The sequence below is a fragment of the Geobacillus sp. BK01 genome (genome assembly GCF_052220245.1).
Taxonomy (GTDB): Bacteria; Bacillota; Bacilli; order Bacillales; family Anoxybacillaceae; genus Geobacillus.
Window position 1 is genome coordinate 18,402 of record NZ_JBQPTH010000004.1, and the last position, 16,273, is coordinate 34,674.

Here is a 16,273-nt window from a genome sequence, read left to right on the forward strand (position 1 = left end):
CTATCGTTGCATTTATTTGTTTGAATATTATAATGAATATAATTACATTTTTGAAACAGCGGGGGAGAGCGGAATGAAAGAAACGATTGGGCAGATAAAAGCAGAATTATGGGACATTTTTGATCATCTTCATCGCCATCCAGAAATCAGCTGGGAAGAATGGCGGACGACCGATTTTCTTCGCCAGGAGCTCGAGCGTGAAGGATACCGGGTGCGGACGTTTGCCGATTGTCCGGGCGTAGTGGCGGAGATCGGCAACGGGCCGTTGGCAGTCGGGGTGCGCAGTGATATGGATGCTCTTTGGCAAGAAGTGGACGGCGTTTGGCAGCCGAACCACTCATGTGGGCACGACGCCCATATGACGATCGTGCTCGGGGTGGCGAAGCTGCTTCGCCGCATTGGCTATGAGCCGCCGGGGACGCTGCGGTTTTTGTTCCAACCGGCTGAGGAAAAAGGCACGGGTGCGCTGAAGATGATCGAAAAAGGAGCGGCCGATGGCCTGACGTTTTTGTATGGGGTTCATTTGCGCCCGATTCAAGAAGTCGAGAGCGGGTATGCAGCGCCGGCGATCATTCATGGGGCGGCACAATGCATTGAAGGGCGGATTCGCGGTATGGCGGCGCATGCGGCGCGGCCGCATTTAGGTGTCAACGTCATTGAAGTCGGCAGCGCGATTGTGCAAGAGCTCGGCAAAATCCATACCGATCCGCAAGTGCCGGCATCGATCAAGATGACGAAGTTTCATGCCGGTGAAAAAGATGCAAACACTATTCCCGATTATGCTGAGTTTGCCCTCGATTTACGGGCGCAGACGAACGGGGCGATGGAGCGGCTTGTTGAAGGGTTGCGCCATGTTGTAAACGGGGTTGCAGCGATTTATGGGGCCGATATTGAGCTGACCGAGCGAACTCGCATCGTCGCCGCCAGTCCGGACTATGAGGCGCAGCAGCTGATGGAAGAAGCGATCATCGCCGTTTTGGGGGCTGACAAATGCGTGCCGCCGGTCGTGACGCCGGGAGGGGAAGATTTTCACTTTTATTCTTTTAAAAAACCGGAGCTGAAGACGACGATGCTCGGGTTAGGCTGCGATTTGCGTCCGGGGCTCCATCACCCGCGCATGACGTTTCGGCGCGATGATTTGCTTTCCGGCGTGGAGATTTTGGCGCGGGTTGTGATGAACACGTTTGCGAAAGTTTCGCCGCAAGGAGAGAAAGAGCATGCCTCTGTCGCTGCAAATCATTGAGACAATCGAACAGTTGAACGAAATGGCTGAGTTGGAGGCAGACGTTTGGGGAACAGCACCGATCCCTCTTCATCAAACGTTGACCGTGGCAAAAAACGGCGGCGTTGTGATCGGCGCGTATGTGGACGGGAAGCTGGTCGGTTTCGTCTACAGTTTTCCTGGATTTCGAAATGGAGAAATGTATCTTTGTTCCCATATGATAGGGATTGATGCTTCGTTTCGCGACCGGGGGATCGGCTATCGCTTGAAAATGAAGCAGGCGGAAGAAGCGCGGCGGCGCGGCTATCGAGTCATCCGCTGGACGTACGATCCGCTGCAAAGCCGCAACGGCTACTTGAATTTAGCCAAGCTCGGAGCTGTTGGTGTCGAATATATCGAAAACTGTTACGGCGAGATGGATGATGCGTTAAACGGCCGGCTGCCATCGGACCGTCTTATCGTCGAATGGCGGCTTGATGAGCGTCCTGCTTCGGAGTGGAATGGGAGCCAGGCTGAGTTCCAAGGAGTGTCGGTGCTTGAGGCGGAGGAAACGGTTGGCGGCCTGTTGCGCCCGGTGCCGAGAGACATCGATGAAACAGCGGCGCCGTTGTTGTTGGCTGCTGTTCCGCTTGACTTTCCGCAGCTAAAAGAGCGGGATCCCGCGCTGGCGCTTGAGTGGCGGCTGGCGACACGCGCGCTGTTTCAGCGGCTGCTCGCGGAAGGATGGGTGGCCGCGGGGGCTTGGCGCCGCCCGGGAGAAGCGGTATTGCATTACATATGGAGGCGGCGGGGGGAACGATTGCAGCAGGAAGGGGGAAAGGAAAGATGATGGAGATCGAGCGTATTATATTGCGCCATTTGCAAATGGAGCTGAAGGCGCCGTTTACGACGAGCTTCGGCACGTTCCAAACGAAAGAGTTTATTTTAGTGGAAGTCGTCGATCGCGACGGCGTTTCCGGCTGGGGCGAATCGGTTGCGTTTGCCGCTCCGTGGTATAGCGAGGAAACGGTGAAAACGAACTGGCATATGCTGGAGGATTTCCTTGTGCCGCTTGCGCTGGCTGAGCCGATTCATCATCCGGAGGAGCTGGCAAAGCGCTTTTCTGCCATCCGCCAAAACAACATGGCGAAAGCGGCGCTCGAAGGGGCGGTGTGGGATTTGTATGCGAAGCGGCTCGGCGTTCCGCTTTGCCAAGCCCTCGGAGGGGCGAAAAAGGACATTGAAGTCGGCGTCAGCATCGGCATTCAGCCGACGGTCGATGATTTGCTGCGGGTCATTGAGCGGTATGTGGCGCAGGGCTATCGACGGATCAAAGTGAAGATCAAGCCGGGTTGGGATGTGGACGTCATTCGCAGCGTGCGGCGCGCGTTTCCTGACGTGCCGCTTATGGCGGATGCCAATTCGGCGTATACGCTCGCCGATGCCAAGCGGCTCAAAGCACTTGATGACTTTGGTCTGATGATGATCGAGCAGCCGCTCGGTGCCGACGATCTCATCGATCATGCCCGGCTGCAGCCGCTTCTTCAGACGCCAATTTGCCTTGACGAAAGCATTCGCTCGTACGATGATGCGCGCAAGGCGCTTGACCTTGGCAGCTGCCGCATCATCAATATCAAAATCGGGCGTGTCGGCGGCTTGCGGGAGGCGAGGCGAATCCACGATCTTTGCGGTGAACGCGGCGTGCCGGTCTGGTGCGGCGGCATGCTGGAAGCAGGCGTCGGGCGCGCCCACAACATCGCCATTACGACGTTGGAAAATTTCACACTCCCCGGTGACACCGCGGCATCGTCGCATTATTGGGAGCGGGATATTATCACGCCGGAAGTCGAGGTGGAAGGCGGCTTGATCCGTGTGCCGGACGCTCCGGGCATCGGCTATGACGTCGACCGCCGCCAAGTGGAGCGGTATATGCAGTTTGCGAAGGTGTTTCATCGTACGGCGACGGCATAAAGGATGATAAAGGGAGAAAGAAAAAATGATGATAAGACCGATTGAAGTTCGCGATGCGGAACATTTCTTGGAGTTGTGCAAAAAAATTGATGAATCTGGTTTTATGTTATTTGAGCCTGGCGAACGGCAAACAACGGTTGAACAACAAAGTAAATCGATTGAAAGAATGTTATTTGAACCGAATAAAATGATCTTTGTTGCTGAAACGGAAAACAAGCTTGTCGGGTTCCTTGCTGTCATAGGAGGCGATGTAAAACGAAATCGACATTCTGCCAATGTTGTTTTGGGAGTTCTTGAAGACTATCAAGGACAGGGCATTGCCACTAAACTATTCAACAAAGCGTTTGAGTGGGCAAAGGAAGTTGGAATTTTGAGATTAGGACTTACGGTCATGAAAGGGAACGATAAGGCGTTCAACTTATATCGGAAGATGGGATTCGTATTAGAAGGCGAGAGGGTTCAATCGTTAAGAGTGAACGGGGAATTTGTAAATGAATATTACCTATACAAACTGTTATAATGCTAATTGGGGCTGATCCAAAACGCATTCGCGTTTTGGATCGGCCCTTTCTTCGTTGCGTTACACGCGTCCAATCCCAGTATTCGCTTTGACGACGATTTCGGTGTATTTTTTCTCGTCCGCTTTTTTCGACGAGACGAGCGTACCGACGATAGCGCCGATAAAGCCGAGCGGGATCGAGATAATGCCCGGGTTGGCGAGTTTAAAGAGCGGTTCGCCGACAAAAATGGCGGCACCCGGCTCTGGAGACCAGACGTTCGGGCTGAAGAAGACGAGCACCAAGGCGCTGATCAAGCCGACGAGCATCCCCGTAATCGCCCCTGTCGTATTAAAGCGGCGCCAGAAGATTGTAAAAACGATCGTCGGCAAGTTGGCGCTTGCGGCAACGGCAAATGCGAGTGACACAAGGAAGGCGACGTTCATTTTTTGCGCAAACAGCGCTAATAAAATTGACAATACTGAGACGCCAACCGATGCCCAGCGGGCGGCGAGCATTTGTTCTTTTTCGGTCGCCTGGCCGCGCCGGATGATGTGGCTGTAAAAGTCATGGGCAAACGCCGAAGCGGCTGACAAAACAAGCCCGGCAACGACGGCCAAAATCGTCGCAAACGCGACAGCAGAGACGAACGCAAATAGGAAATCTCCACCGAGGGCCTCTGCCAACAGCGGCGCGGCCATATTGCCGGCAGGATCGGCGGCGGTGATGTTATCATAACCAACAAATGCGGCGGCGCCAAATCCTAAGAAGATTGTTAAAACATAGAAAATTCCGATGATCCATGTCGCGTACACGACCGATTTGCGTGCGGTCGGCGCGTCTTTGACGGTGAAGAAACGGATTAAAATGTGCGGCAACCCGGCCGTCCCCAACACAAGCGCCAAATTTAGCGAAATGGTGTCAAGCGGATTTTTAAACTTGTTGCCTGGATTGAGATACGCTTCGCCAAGCGGTGTGGCCGTTTTCATTTCATGGAACATTTTAGCGACGCTGAAATCGAATTTGGCAAAGACGATAATGGAAATGATAAACGTACCGACCATCAACAAGACCGCTTTGACGATTTGTACCCAACTGGTGGCTGTCATGCCGCCGAACACGACATACACGGTCATTAAAATGCCGACGATCAAGACGGAATAAATGTAGTCAAGCCCAAGCAGAAGTTTAATGAGACCGCCGGCGCCGACAAGCTGGGCGATCATGTAGAAAATGGAGATGGCGATCGTGTTCAAGGCGGCGACGCCGCGCACTTTTTTATCATCAAACCGGGCGGCGATCATATCGGCCATCGTATACTTGCCAAGGTTGCGGAGCGGCTCGGCGACGATGTACAAAACGACGAGGTAGGCGACAAGGAACCCGATGCTGTAAAAGAAGCCGTCAAATCCAGCTAAGGCAATCATGCCGGCAATGCCGAGAAACGAGGCGGCCGACATATAGTCGCCGGCGATGGCAAGACCGTTTTGCCAGCCGGTTAAGCTGCTGTCCGCGGTGTAAAATTCGCTTGTTGTTTTCGTCCGTTTCGAGGCGTAGTACGTAATGACAAGCGTCAGGGCGACAATGATGAGGAAGAGGAAAAAGGCCAATCCGTTCATTACGCGTTTCCTCCTCCCGTTTCTTCCTGCTTCACTTGCTCGACGATTTCATCAAATCGTGCTGCGCGTTTCGAATAAAGAATGCATAAGGCCCATGTCATGATAAATTGCGCAAATGCAAACAGCCACGCCCAAGTGACCGGCCCGACAGCCGGAGCATTGAGCGCCTTTGAATACGACGTTAATACCGGGAGAGCGAAGTAAAAGACAAAGAAAAAGATGGTCGCCGGGATGATGAAGCGTTTCTTCGCCTGAATAAGTTCGCGGAACGAAGCGGATTGGGCGACCGCTTCATAATCGATACCTGCCTGTTCGGCAAGGGATTGTTTTTTCACTGCCATATGAATCCCTCCTTATCTTTGCTAAAGCGTTTTCAAATGAGTTGGCAGAACGTGCGAGACAGTAGCAGCGCGGGCCCTCCTTTCTTGTCACAAATTTGTCACACATTCATTATATATTTATCTGAAAAATTTGTAAATTGATTTTTTTATTATTATTAGGAACAATTTTTTCTTTATTATATAAACCAAAAAATTTTTCTGTTTTTCTTATTTTCGCACTTTACAAAAAAACAAGGATCATGTAGAATGCTAACTGTGTCTGCCGAGTAAATTCGACATTTTTCTACAAAAAACAACAAGGGGAGACATTCGATGAATTTGTTTCGTAAAAAACCGATTCAAGCACTTTTAAACGAATCGGGGGCGAAAGGAGCCTCACTGCGAAAAGAATTAGGCGCATTCGACTTAACGATGCTCGGCATCGGCGCCATCATCGGGACAGGCATTTTTGTTCTGACCGGGGTGGCGGCGGCGGAGCACGCCGGTCCGGCGCTCGTTCTATCGTTTATTTTATCTGCATTGGCGTGCGCATTCGCCGCGCTTTGCTACGCGGAGTTCGCCTCAACCGTGCCGGTGTCGGGGAGCGCGTACACATATAGCTATGCAACGTTCGGCGAACTGTTTGCCTGGATTTTAGGTTGGGACTTGATTTTAGAGTATGGGGTTGCCTCATCAGCGGTGGCCGCCGGCTGGTCCGGCTATTTTCAAGGGCTGCTTGCCGGCTTTGGTATTGAGCTGCCAAAGGCGCTCACGAGTGCGTACAACCCGGAGAAAGGAACGTTTATCGATTTACCGGCCATTCTCATCATTTTGTTCATTACCTTTTTGTTGAACATGGGGGCGAAAAAATCAGCCCGTTTCAATGCGATCGTTGTCTTTATTAAAGTGGCAGTCATCTTGCTTTTCTTGGCAGTTGGCGTTTGGTATGTCAAGCCGGAAAACTGGACGCCGTTTATGCCTTTCGGGTTTGCGGGCGTAGCGGCCGGCGCCGCGACCGTGTTTTTCGCTTACATTGGATTTGATGCGGTGTCGACCGCGGCGGAAGAAGTGCGAAACCCGCAGCGCAATATGCCAATCGGCATCATTGTGTCGCTGCTTGTTTGTACATTATTGTATGTCGCGGTCTCGCTCGTATTGACGGGCATTGTTCCGTACGAGCAGCTGAACGTAAAAAATCCGGTAGCGTTCGCGTTAACCTATATCAATCAAGACTGGGTCGCCGGCTTTATTTCACTTGGAGCGATTGCCGGTATTACGACAGTGTTACTTGTCATGCTTTATGGGCAAACGCGTCTCTTTTATGCCATCAGTCGCGACGGTTTACTGCCGAAAGTGTTCGCCCGCATTAGCCCGACCCGCCAGGTGCCATACGTAAACACGTGGCTAACCGGCACGGTTGTTGCGGTATTCGCGGGCATCATCCCGCTGAACAAACTGGCGGAACTGACAAACATTGGCACACTTTTTGCTTTTATTACCGTATCAGTGGGCGTTTTAGTACTGCGCAAAACACAGCCCAACTTAAAGCGGGCGTTTCGCGTCCCGTTCGTTCCGGTCGTTCCGATTTTAGCGGTTTTGTTCTGCGGCTACTTAGTCCTTCAGCTCCCAGCGACGACATGGATCGGTTTTATTTCGTGGCTGCTTATCGGCTTGGTGATTTACTTTGTTTACGGCCGGAAGCATAGCGCACTCAATCAAACGGCCGAAAGTGAAGAGAAAGTCGGCTGATTGGCCAATGGAAAAAGAAGAGGCTTTCCTGAACGAGGGGTCGGGAAAGCCTCTTTTTGTTCGGTCGACGTTCCTTGCCTGGAATGATTTTTTTCTTGAATGACGGCCATATTTCCCTTACCATGTACGAATAGTGTAAAGAAAAAGCGTCAGTCCGTCTTGTATAAGCGGGGTGAAATCGATGTTTGGTACATTATTAAAAAAGAGAGAGAGGACGCTTGAACAGACGGTTGCGGAAATCCAACAAGGGAATGAAGCGCTGCGCAACGAATTGATTCAACAATATAAGCCGTTTATCGCCAAAACGGCCTCGAGCGTGTGCAAGCGGTTCATTCGCGAAGAGGATGATGAGGCGAGCATCGGGCTGATCGCCTTTAATGAAGCGATTGAAAAGTATGCGCCGCATAAAGGAGGTTCCTTCCTCTCGTTCGCTGAGTTGCTCATTAAACGGCGCCTGATTGACTATATTCGGAAAGAGGCGAGAATACGGGATGCATTATGGCATGTCGAGAACGGGGAGGATCACGAATATACGGCGCAAACATACTTGGACGCCAGACTCTCTGTCGATGAATTTTACAAACAAATCGAACAGGAGCAGCGCCGAGAAGAAATCATCCATTACCAGCAAGTGCTGAAACAATTCGGCATTCATTTTCACGATTTAGTTGAACAGTCGCCAAAACATAAAGACGCCCGCCTAAACGCCATTCGTGTCGCCCAGCTGCTTGTGGAGAAAGAGGAACTGCTCGGCCTGTTGTTCCAAAAAAAGCAGTTGCCCATTAAACAGCTGGAAACGATGGCGTCCGTCAGCCGCAAAACGATTGAGAGAAATAGAAAATACATTATTGCGGTCGCGGTCATTTTGGCGGGCGACTATCTTTACTTAAAGGACTATATAAAAGGGGTGCTTCCATCGTGAAAAAGGGGATTGTGCTGGAATTGGACGAAGAGTTCGTCACCGTGTTGACGCCGGAAGGGGAGTTCCTTCGAGTAAAAAAGGAAGGGGAGTGTGAAATCGGCGAAGAGATTGAGGCGGGCGTAGTAAAAAAACCCTTTCCATTTCATCGCCGTTCGTTTCGATATGCGGTGGTGAGCGCTTTGGTAGCCGCCGTGCTGCTTATTACCACCTGGGTTCAATGGCCTTCCGACGCGGTGTATGCTTATATGTCGATCGACATTAATCCGAGCATTGAAGCGGGAGTCGATGATGAGCTCCATGTGTTGACGTTAAAGGCGTATAATGAGGAAGGAAAAAACGTGCTTGCGGCGCTTCCTTCATGGAAAAATGAAACGTTTTCTGCTGTGGCGAAACAGATTATTGCATTGAGCGAACAAAAGGGATATTTAAATGAGGGCGGGGAAGTGCTCATTACGACGGTAGAGAAAGAGCACGACGCCTCCTCGGCGCGGAAGTTGTCCGCTGAGCTCGCTGAAATTCGGCGGTCGGTAGCGGATGATCGGATCGTGATTACGACGGCGAACAGCACGATGGAAGTGCGCAGCCGGGCAGCCGAACGGGGAATGACAACCGGCAAACTATTGCAAATCGAGAAAAAAGCAAAGCCGGCTTCATCGACATCTGTCAAACCGAACAAAGGGAAAGGCCAAGGCGGAAGGGAAGAAAAGAAAACATCGTCACCGAAAGGGCAAAAACGGGAGCAGCCGCAATCGAAACAAAAGCATGACGAGCAGAAATCAAAGCAACAGAAAAAAGAAAAACAGCCGCCGCACGAGCGGAAAAACTCCGGTTCAAATAAAGAAAATTCTCCTTCGGATAAGGAAATTTCTCCGAAAGGGAAAAACCATGGAAACGCCCGACCATCGCGGCCGGGCGGTCATTATGTGGAGAAAAAAGAGGCGGGCGGACGGCCGGATGGCAGTGGCCAAAAAGAGCGGCACGAGCCCACCCGCCCCGACCGTCAGCCGGAAGCAATGGATTCCAAAACGAAAAAAGCCGAGTGATTGCGCTCGGCTTTATTCTGTTCTTCGGCCTGCCAACTCGCTTTGCGCCTGGGCGACGAGCCGTTTCGTAATTTCCCCGCCGACGGAGCCGTTGGCGCGTGAAACAGTGCCAGCTCCGAGCTGTACACCAAACTCTTGGGCGATTTCATATTTAATTTGTTCTAACGCTTGTTCAATGCCTGGAACGAGCAGTTTGTTGCTTCCACGTGCCATCTGATTTGCCTCCTTTTAATGTTTTAGTCTGGCACCATTAGTATGTGCGAGCAAGCAGGGGTGGATAGGTGGGAATTAAAGGGAGGAATTATTGTCAAAAAAAGATTGCAAACGTTTTCGGTCTATGGTTTAATGGAGTCAACGACAGGATTCGAAACGTTTTGGAGGAATGGCAGTGACAACGATTAAAGATATTGCCAAAGCGGCAGGGGTTTCGATTACTACGGTTTCACGTGCGTTAAACGGCTATTCCGACGTCAATGAAAACACAAGGCAAAAGATCATTGATATTGCCAAGCAACTAAACTACAGCCCGAATACGCTCGCGCGTGGACTTGTCATGAATAAATCGAAAACGATCGGATTGCTCGTTTCCGGATTGACAAAGGAAAGTGCCAAGGACAATTTTACGTTTGAGGTGCTAGCCGGCGTCAACGAATATGTAAGTGAAGTCGACTATGATATGGTGTTGTTCAGTACGACGTCGACGAAACAGCGGGAAAAAACGTACACCCAACTGTGCCGGGAGCGCCGTGTTGATGGAGCAATTTTGCAAGGGATCCGCACCGATGACCCGTACTTGCATGAAGTCGTGGAGAGCAACATTCCGTGTGTTCTGATCGATATTCCGATCGAGTCGAAGACGGTTGGCTATGTAACGACAGACAATGTGCTTGGGGCGAAAAACGCGGTGCGCCATTTAATTGAACTCGGGCATAAACGAATTGCCATGATTAACGGTTATGAGTACGCCTTTGTGAGCGAGCAGCGGCTGAAAGGATTTAAGGAGGCGCTTCTTGAGGGGGGGCTGCCAGTACGGGAATATTGGATTGCAAATGGGGCGTTTCGTGAAGAAATTGCCGAGCAGGAAGCGTTGCGGTTGCTTCAGCACTACCCAGAAATCACAGCGTTTTTTTGTGCCAGCGATTTAATGGCGCTCGGCGTTATTAAGGCCGTAAAACGGCTTGGAAAGCGGGTGCCGGAGGATGTCGCGGTCATCGGTTATGACGACATTATTTTAGCCTCATACTCCTCGCCTTCGCTATCAACAGTCGCACAGGATAAGTTCGCTATGGGGTATGAAGCTGCTAAGTTGCTGATTGCCATGTTGGAAGGAAAGGCGGATTCGCACGTGAAAGTTTTGCAAACAGAGCTGAAGATCCGGGCATCGACGGCCAAGGGGGAGAAGTAGCCGCTGCGTTATTTGCGAAGGTCACAAGGGATATATTTTTTTTAAGGAAAAACGGAAACGTTTCGGGATAGAAAAGAAAGTATATTCGGTAATCAAAACGTTTTCTTAATCGTTTTCTTTTTGTTTTAATCCCAAAACGTTTTGGTATTGTGTATAAAATTGGAAAACATCAAGAGGAGGAAGTAACATGGATTACCGTGTGATCAAGGAAAACGACTTATTTTTGCTGACAGACGGTGAGGGGAATATCCCGGAGCACCATCCATACGGGCTTGGTTTATACACGAAAGATACCCGTTTTTTAAGCAAATGGGATTTGCGCATCAACAGAGAAAAACCAGTGTTGCTGTCGTCTGACGCCGCAGAAAATTATGCCGCCACGATTTTGTTGACGAACCCGCATATGGAGAAAAACGGGGAAGTTATATTATGGCGTGAATCGGTTGAAATTGAGCGAAAGCGCTTCATATACGGCGATGTTCTCTATGAAACGATGAAATTAAAAAACTATAATCCAAAGCGGGTGCAGTTTGAAATCAATGTACATATGGATGCGGATTTTGCTGACATGTTTATTGTTCGCGGATTTCAGACAGGGGAAGTTGGAAAACGGACCGGACAGATAATCGGCGATCGCTCGTTAACGTTTGGCTATGTGGGGAGCGACGGGATCAGGCGGGCAACACGAATCACCTGGGATCGGCCGGAAAAGGCAGTGTTTGAGCACGGAGAAATCTCTTTTCATTTTGTTCTCGAACATGAGGAGGAGCAAAGTATTACTTTTACGATCGCACCGCATATAGGAGAAGCGGAAGAGAAACAACCTGTTCCGCCGGAGGAGGCGTTTCGCCGCCTGAGAAAATCGTATCAACGCTGGGAAGAGAACATAACGAAAATTACAACCGATGACCGCCATCTTGAACGCCTTGTCCATCGCGGGATCATCGACTTGCGGGTGCTGCTGACCGACTTAGGATATGGACAGTTTCCAGTAGCCGGGTTGCCGTGGTTTGGGGTGCCGTTTGGCCGTGACAGTCTTATCGCTGCGCTGCAACTTCTTCCGTTCAATCACGAAGTGGCGAAAGGAACATTGCTGACGATGGCCCGATTTCAGGGAAAAAGGGAAGATCCGTGGCGGGATGAGCAGCCGGGAAAAATAATGCATGAAATCCGCTTTGGCGAGTTAGCCAATACGAATCAAATTCCATTTACCCCTTACTATGGAACGATCGACGCCACACCGCTGTTTTTAGTGTTGGTGACAGAGTACGTAAAATGGACTGGAGATTTTGCTCTTTTCAGCCAGCTGCGCGGGCACATTGATGCGGCGCTTGCCTGGATTGATGAGTACGGCGACCGCGATGGCGACTTGTTTGTTGAGTATCATCAGCAATCGAGCAAAGGAATTGCGAACCAAGGATGGAAAGATTCTGGGGATTCGGTTGTCCATCGAGATGGCGAATACGCGCGTTCTCCGATCGCCCTCGTCGAGGTGCAAGGGTATGTATACCAAGCGAAAACAGCACTGGCCGACATTTTCGAGCATCTCGGCGAGCGGGAGCGAGCCGATGAATTGCGTCGTCAAGCGGAGGTGTTGAAGGAGCGGTTTGACGAGCACTTTTGGATGGAAGATGTACAGTTTTACGCCATCGCTTTAGACGAAAAGAAAGAACGAGTCGGCACGGTGACGTCAAACCCTGGGCATGTACTGCTGTCGGGAATGCTGAATGAAGAGCGGGTCGAGGCGGTTGTTCAAATGCTTTTATCTGCAAAGATGTTTTCCGGCTATGGGATCCGCACGATGGGGGAAGGAGAAGCAGGGTATAATCCGATGAGCTATCATAACGGGAGCGTATGGCCGCACGACAACAGCTTGATTTTGCTTGGCCTCGGCAAGCTAGGAAAGCATCATGAGGTGAAAACAGTGATTCAAGGGTTGACGGAGGCGGCGAACTACTTTGAATATGACCGACTTCCGGAACTGTTTTGTGGATATGGGCGCTCGGTCGGCAAGCCGGTTCGCTACCCTGTCGCCTGCTCGCCGCAGGCATGGGCGGCCGGAACGCCGCTAGTGTTTATTCAAACCTTGTTAGGATTGTTCCCGAATGCGCTTGAAAAGAAAATTTATTTATCTCCGATACTGCTTGATACGATGAACGTGTTGCGGGTGGAAAACATCTCTATCGGTGGTGGGCGGTTGTCATTGACCGTTATGCGCGAGAAGGAAAAGCTCAACGTCCAAATCGATGAAAATACGACAGGCTGGGATGTTGTCATTTGTTAAAAACGGGGGAAGGCTCCCCTTTCCCTGTGAATATAAACCATTTTTCGGGAGGTTGTTTACATGGGCAAAACAAAGTGGATGGCGACGCTAGGCATTACGACATTGCTGTTTGGCAGCCTTTTGACCGGTTGCGGCGGTGGTGAGGAAGCGAAACAGGCAAACGGGGACAGCAAACAAGGGGAGAAAGTGGAGGTCACATTAGCCGGCTGGGGCGGCAATCCGAGCGAGCAAAAGCTACTGCAGCAAACGCTCGACGATTTTGAGAAAACACACCCTAATATTAAAGTCAAATATGAGGTTATTGCCGATCAATATATGGATGTCATTAAAACCCGTTTAGCAGGGGGACAGGGGCCGGATGTTTTTTATCTCGATGCGTTTGAAGCTCCGGCTCTGATCGAAACTGGGGCGCTCGAGCCGCTTGACAAATATGTGACCGATGAGTTTGATATTGACGACTTTGAAAAACCGATGCTCGACGCATTTAAAGGGAAAGATGGAAAAATTTATGGATTCCCGAAAGATTATTCGACGTTGGCGCTGTTTTACAATAAAAAAATGTTTGAAGAAGCAGGCCTTGAGGTGCCGAAAACGTGGGATGAACTGCGAGAGGTAGCGAAAAAGCTAACGAAAGGGAAAGACGTATATGGGTTTGGCGTTGCCCCGGAATTAGCCCGCTTATACTACATTGCCGAGTCGAAAGGCGGCAAAGTCGTGACGGACAATAAGGCAAGTTTCGCTGATCCAAAAGTCGTCGGAGCGCTTCAGCCGATTGTTGATATGCATGTAAAAGATAAGTCGGCAGCTCAGCCGAATGAAGTCGGGGCGACATGGGGTGGCGAGATGTTCGGCCAAGGCAAGGCCGCTATGGTGATTGAAGGAAACTGGGCGATTCCGTTTTTGCAAGATACGTTCCCTGATGTAGAGTTTGGAACAGCAGAGATCCCGATGATCAATGGCAAAAAAGCAACGATGGCGTATACGGTAGCCTATGTTATGAACAAAGATTCCCAAAAGAAAGAAGCAGCTTGGAAACTCATCTCGTATTTGACCGGGAAGGAAGGCATGAAAACATGGACAAGCAAGGGCTACGCCTTGCCGACGCGCAAATCGGTCGCTGCTGAACTCGGTTTTGACAAAGATCCGCTGCGAGCACCGTTAGTTGCCGGGGCGCCGTATGCAACTGTATGGCAAAATGGCACGAACTTGCCCATTATTGTCAACAACTTCAATAACCAGTTCATCAGTGCTTTCTTAGGGGAGCGACCGCTTGCTGACGCATTGAAAGAGGCAGAAAAAACAGCGAACAGTGAAATTGAAAATAGATAAATGAAAACAGGCCTCCGGCAGGAAAAAAGCTTCTGCCGGAGTGCTGTTCCTTTCTTTCTGGCAGCAGCTCCACGGCTGCGTTAGAAAGAGGGGAACAGCGATTCGATGGCAAGGGGATGAAAAAGGATGAAGCAGACATTAACGAAAAAAATGTGGCGGGAAACAGGATCGGCTTACTTGTTCTTATCTCCAGCTTTATTTGTTCTTCTTTTATTTATTATCGGTCCGATCGTGTTCGCGGTTTTTTTGGCATTTCATAAAGTGCAATTGTTGGGGGCGACATCGTTCGAGTTCGTCGGGTTTGATAACTTTACCCGTATAGCTAACGATACCCGGGCGAAAATCGCGCTGTGGAACACGCTGAAATATGTAGTGATTGTCGTTCCGTGCCAAACGATTTTGGCTCTTGTGTTAGCCGCTACCTTAAATGCCGGGTTGAAAGGAGAAAGATTTTTCCGTATCGTTTACTTTTTGCCGACCTTGACTTCTTCGGCGGTATTGACGCTTATTTTCATGTGGATGTACAACCAAAATGGCTTAATTAACCATGTACTTGAAGCAGTTGGACTGCCGACATATAACTGGCTCGGCGATCCAGATGTCGCGTTGAATGCGATCATGATCATGAACATTTGGTCAACGGCTCCGTACTTTATGGTCATTTATTTGGCGGCATTGCAAGATATTCCTGATTCCTTGTACGAAGCGGCGGAATTAGACGGGGCTAACGCCTGGCAGAAGTTTTGGCACGTCACTGTCCCGTATTTGCGCCCGGTCACATCGTTTGTAGTGATCATGGGACTGATCGGCACGTTCCAATTGTTTGACCAATCGTATATTTTCTCAGCTGGTTCTGGCGGACCGAACAACTCTACGTTAACCGTTGTGCTTCTTATTTACCAATATGCGTTCAAAATGCTAGGAACGATGGGGTACGCTGCTGCATTGGCATTTGCGTTGGCCATCATTATTTTAATCGCTACATTGCTTCAGCGGAAGTTATCGAAAGAGGAGTCCCTTTATTAAGGAGTGGAGGACGAGATGAAAAGAAAAATACGGATTGGAAAAGCGCTACTGTATGTTGTGCTTATCATCTATGCGATCATTACGCTCATTCCGTTTTTATGGGCGTTGTCTTCCTCGTTCAAGACACTCGAGGAAATTGTCAGCGGAACAATGTCTATTGTTCCAAAACAGTTCACATTGGATAATTACAAACAAATTTTTGTTGAGCAGGAACTATTCCCACGCTGGTTGTTAAATAGTGTAATTATTGCCGCGGCAGTGACTGTGCTCAATTTATTATTTAATTCTATGGCCGGCTATGCGCTGGCGCGGTTGCAATTTCCCGGGAGAAAACCGCTGTTTCTGATCATTTTAGCCGTCTTAATGATTCCGGCACAAGTGACGATGATTCCAAACTATTTGATTTTAAAGCAGCTTGGTTGGTTAAACTCGTATCAAGGAATGATCGTGCCGACGATGATTAACGCCACGTTTATTTTCATGATGCGGCAGTTTTTTATCAATTTTCCGAAGGAATTGGAAGAGGCTGCAGAACTCGATGGACTTGGCCGGCTCGGGATCTTTTTCCGGATTGTGCTACCGCTCGCCCGCCCGGCGTTGGCGGCTCAGGCCATTTTCGTCTTTATGAGTTCATGGAATGACTTTATGCGTCCGCTCATTATTTTGTCTGATCCGCAGTTGTTTACACTACCGCTTGGCCTTAACAGCTTCAAAGGGCAGTACATCAGCTATTGGAATTATATTATGGCAGCGTCCATGGTGTTTACGCTGCCGGTGTTGATCATTTACGCCTTTTTCAACCGCTACTTCATCAAAGGCATTTCGTTTACAGGTGGGAAATAATGGTTGTCCTGTACAATGGTTTGCCGATCATGGCAAGAAGGGGCTGTTCGCCAAACGGGAGGTT

Annotated in this window: 15 protein-coding genes; 12 read left to right on the top strand and 3 right to left on the bottom strand. The window is 50.0% G+C overall.

The window, feature by feature from the left end; all coding sequences use genetic code 11:
• Positions 1–73 precede the first annotated feature (73 nt).
• The 4 genes from ACTVDO_RS05920 to ACTVDO_RS05935 are packed head-to-tail and all read left to right on the top strand — an operon-like array spanning position 74 to position 3,692.
• Positions 74–1,243, top strand: a complete 1,170-nt coding sequence (locus ACTVDO_RS05920) for a M20 peptidase aminoacylase family protein (RefSeq protein WP_020959058.1) — start codon at positions 74–76, stop codon at positions 1,241–1,243.
• Positions 1,218–2,051, top strand: a complete 834-nt coding sequence (locus ACTVDO_RS05925) for a GNAT family N-acetyltransferase (RefSeq protein WP_020959059.1) — start codon at positions 1,218–1,220, stop codon at positions 2,049–2,051. The genes ACTVDO_RS05920 and ACTVDO_RS05925 overlap by 26 nt, the downstream gene beginning before the upstream one ends.
• Positions 2,051–3,172 carry an o-succinylbenzoate synthase gene (gene menC / locus ACTVDO_RS05930; protein ID WP_041267858.1) on the top strand — a complete coding sequence of 374 codons (1,122 nt, stop codon included), beginning with the start codon at positions 2,051–2,053 and terminating at the stop codon, positions 3,170–3,172. Before ACTVDO_RS05925 ends, menC begins: the two co-directional genes overlap by 1 nt.
• A gap of 25 nt (positions 3,173–3,197) precedes the next feature.
• Positions 3,198–3,692 (top strand): GNAT family N-acetyltransferase, encoded by a 495-nt coding sequence (locus tag ACTVDO_RS05935; protein ID WP_020959061.1) that lies wholly within the window; start codon positions 3,198–3,200, stop codon positions 3,690–3,692.
• Between the two features lie 60 nt (positions 3,693–3,752).
• On the opposite strand, the gene ACTVDO_RS05940 is transcribed toward ACTVDO_RS05935, so the two are convergent.
• Positions 3,753–5,288, bottom strand: coding sequence for a solute symporter family protein (locus ACTVDO_RS05940; protein WP_020959062.1), 1,536 nt, complete (start codon positions 5,286–5,288; stop codon positions 3,753–3,755).
• Positions 5,288–5,629 (bottom strand): DUF485 domain-containing protein, encoded by a 342-nt coding sequence (locus ACTVDO_RS05945; protein ID WP_020959063.1) that lies wholly within the window; start codon positions 5,627–5,629, stop codon positions 5,288–5,290. The genes ACTVDO_RS05940 and ACTVDO_RS05945 overlap by 1 nt, the downstream gene beginning before the upstream one ends.
• Before the next feature lie 312 nt (positions 5,630–5,941).
• On the opposite strand from ACTVDO_RS05945, the gene ACTVDO_RS05950 reads away from it, so the two are divergent.
• The 3 genes from ACTVDO_RS05950 (at position 5,942) to ACTVDO_RS05960 (ending at position 9,322) form a co-directional block, all read left to right on the top strand.
• Positions 5,942–7,357, top strand: a complete 1,416-nt coding sequence (locus ACTVDO_RS05950; protein WP_020959064.1) for an amino acid permease — start codon at positions 5,942–5,944, stop codon at positions 7,355–7,357.
• A gap of 172 nt (positions 7,358–7,529) precedes the next feature.
• Positions 7,530–8,279: an RNA polymerase sigma factor SigI gene (gene sigI / locus ACTVDO_RS05955; RefSeq protein ID WP_420480327.1), complete on the top strand. Its 750-nt coding sequence runs from the start codon at positions 7,530–7,532 to the stop codon at positions 8,277–8,279.
• Positions 8,276–9,322, top strand: a complete 1,047-nt coding sequence (locus ACTVDO_RS05960) for an anti-sigma factor domain-containing protein (protein WP_020959066.1) — start codon at positions 8,276–8,278, stop codon at positions 9,320–9,322. Before sigI ends, ACTVDO_RS05960 begins: the two co-directional genes overlap by 4 nt.
• 12 nt (positions 9,323–9,334) lie before the next feature.
• Here the strand turns inward: ACTVDO_RS05960 and ACTVDO_RS05965 are convergent, their stop codons facing one another.
• Entirely contained in the window at positions 9,335–9,535 is a 201-nt protein-coding gene (locus ACTVDO_RS05965; protein ID WP_020959067.1) for an alpha/beta-type small acid-soluble spore protein, read from the bottom strand.
• Between the two features lie 175 nt (positions 9,536–9,710).
• On the opposite strand from ACTVDO_RS05965, the gene ACTVDO_RS05970 reads away from it, so the two are divergent.
• The 5 genes from ACTVDO_RS05970 to ACTVDO_RS05990 all read left to right on the top strand — a co-directional run bounded on the left by ACTVDO_RS05970 (position 9,711) and on the right by ACTVDO_RS05990 (position 16,209).
• On the top strand, positions 9,711–10,727 hold the full coding sequence (locus tag ACTVDO_RS05970; protein WP_023817529.1) for a LacI family DNA-binding transcriptional regulator: 1,017 nt from the start codon (positions 9,711–9,713) through the stop codon (positions 10,725–10,727).
• A gap of 187 nt (positions 10,728–10,914) precedes the next feature.
• A complete protein-coding gene (locus ACTVDO_RS05975) occupies positions 10,915–13,011 on the top strand; it encodes an amylo-alpha-1,6-glucosidase (protein ID WP_020959069.1) in 2,097 nt (698 codons plus the stop codon).
• 60 nt (positions 13,012–13,071) lie between these two features.
• The gene (locus tag ACTVDO_RS05980; protein ID WP_020959070.1) at positions 13,072–14,340 is read left to right on the top strand and encodes an ABC transporter substrate-binding protein; all 1,269 of its coding nucleotides are present in this window, start codon (positions 13,072–13,074) and stop codon (positions 14,338–14,340) included.
• Positions 14,341–14,466: 126 nt separating this feature from the next.
• Positions 14,467–15,366 carry a carbohydrate ABC transporter permease gene (locus ACTVDO_RS05985; protein WP_442901203.1) on the top strand — a complete coding sequence of 300 codons (900 nt, stop codon included), beginning with the start codon at positions 14,467–14,469 and terminating at the stop codon, positions 15,364–15,366.
• 15 nt (positions 15,367–15,381) lie between these two features.
• A complete protein-coding gene (locus tag ACTVDO_RS05990) occupies positions 15,382–16,209 on the top strand; it encodes a carbohydrate ABC transporter permease (protein ID WP_020959072.1) in 828 nt (275 codons plus the stop codon).
• Positions 16,210–16,273 lie beyond the last annotated feature (64 nt).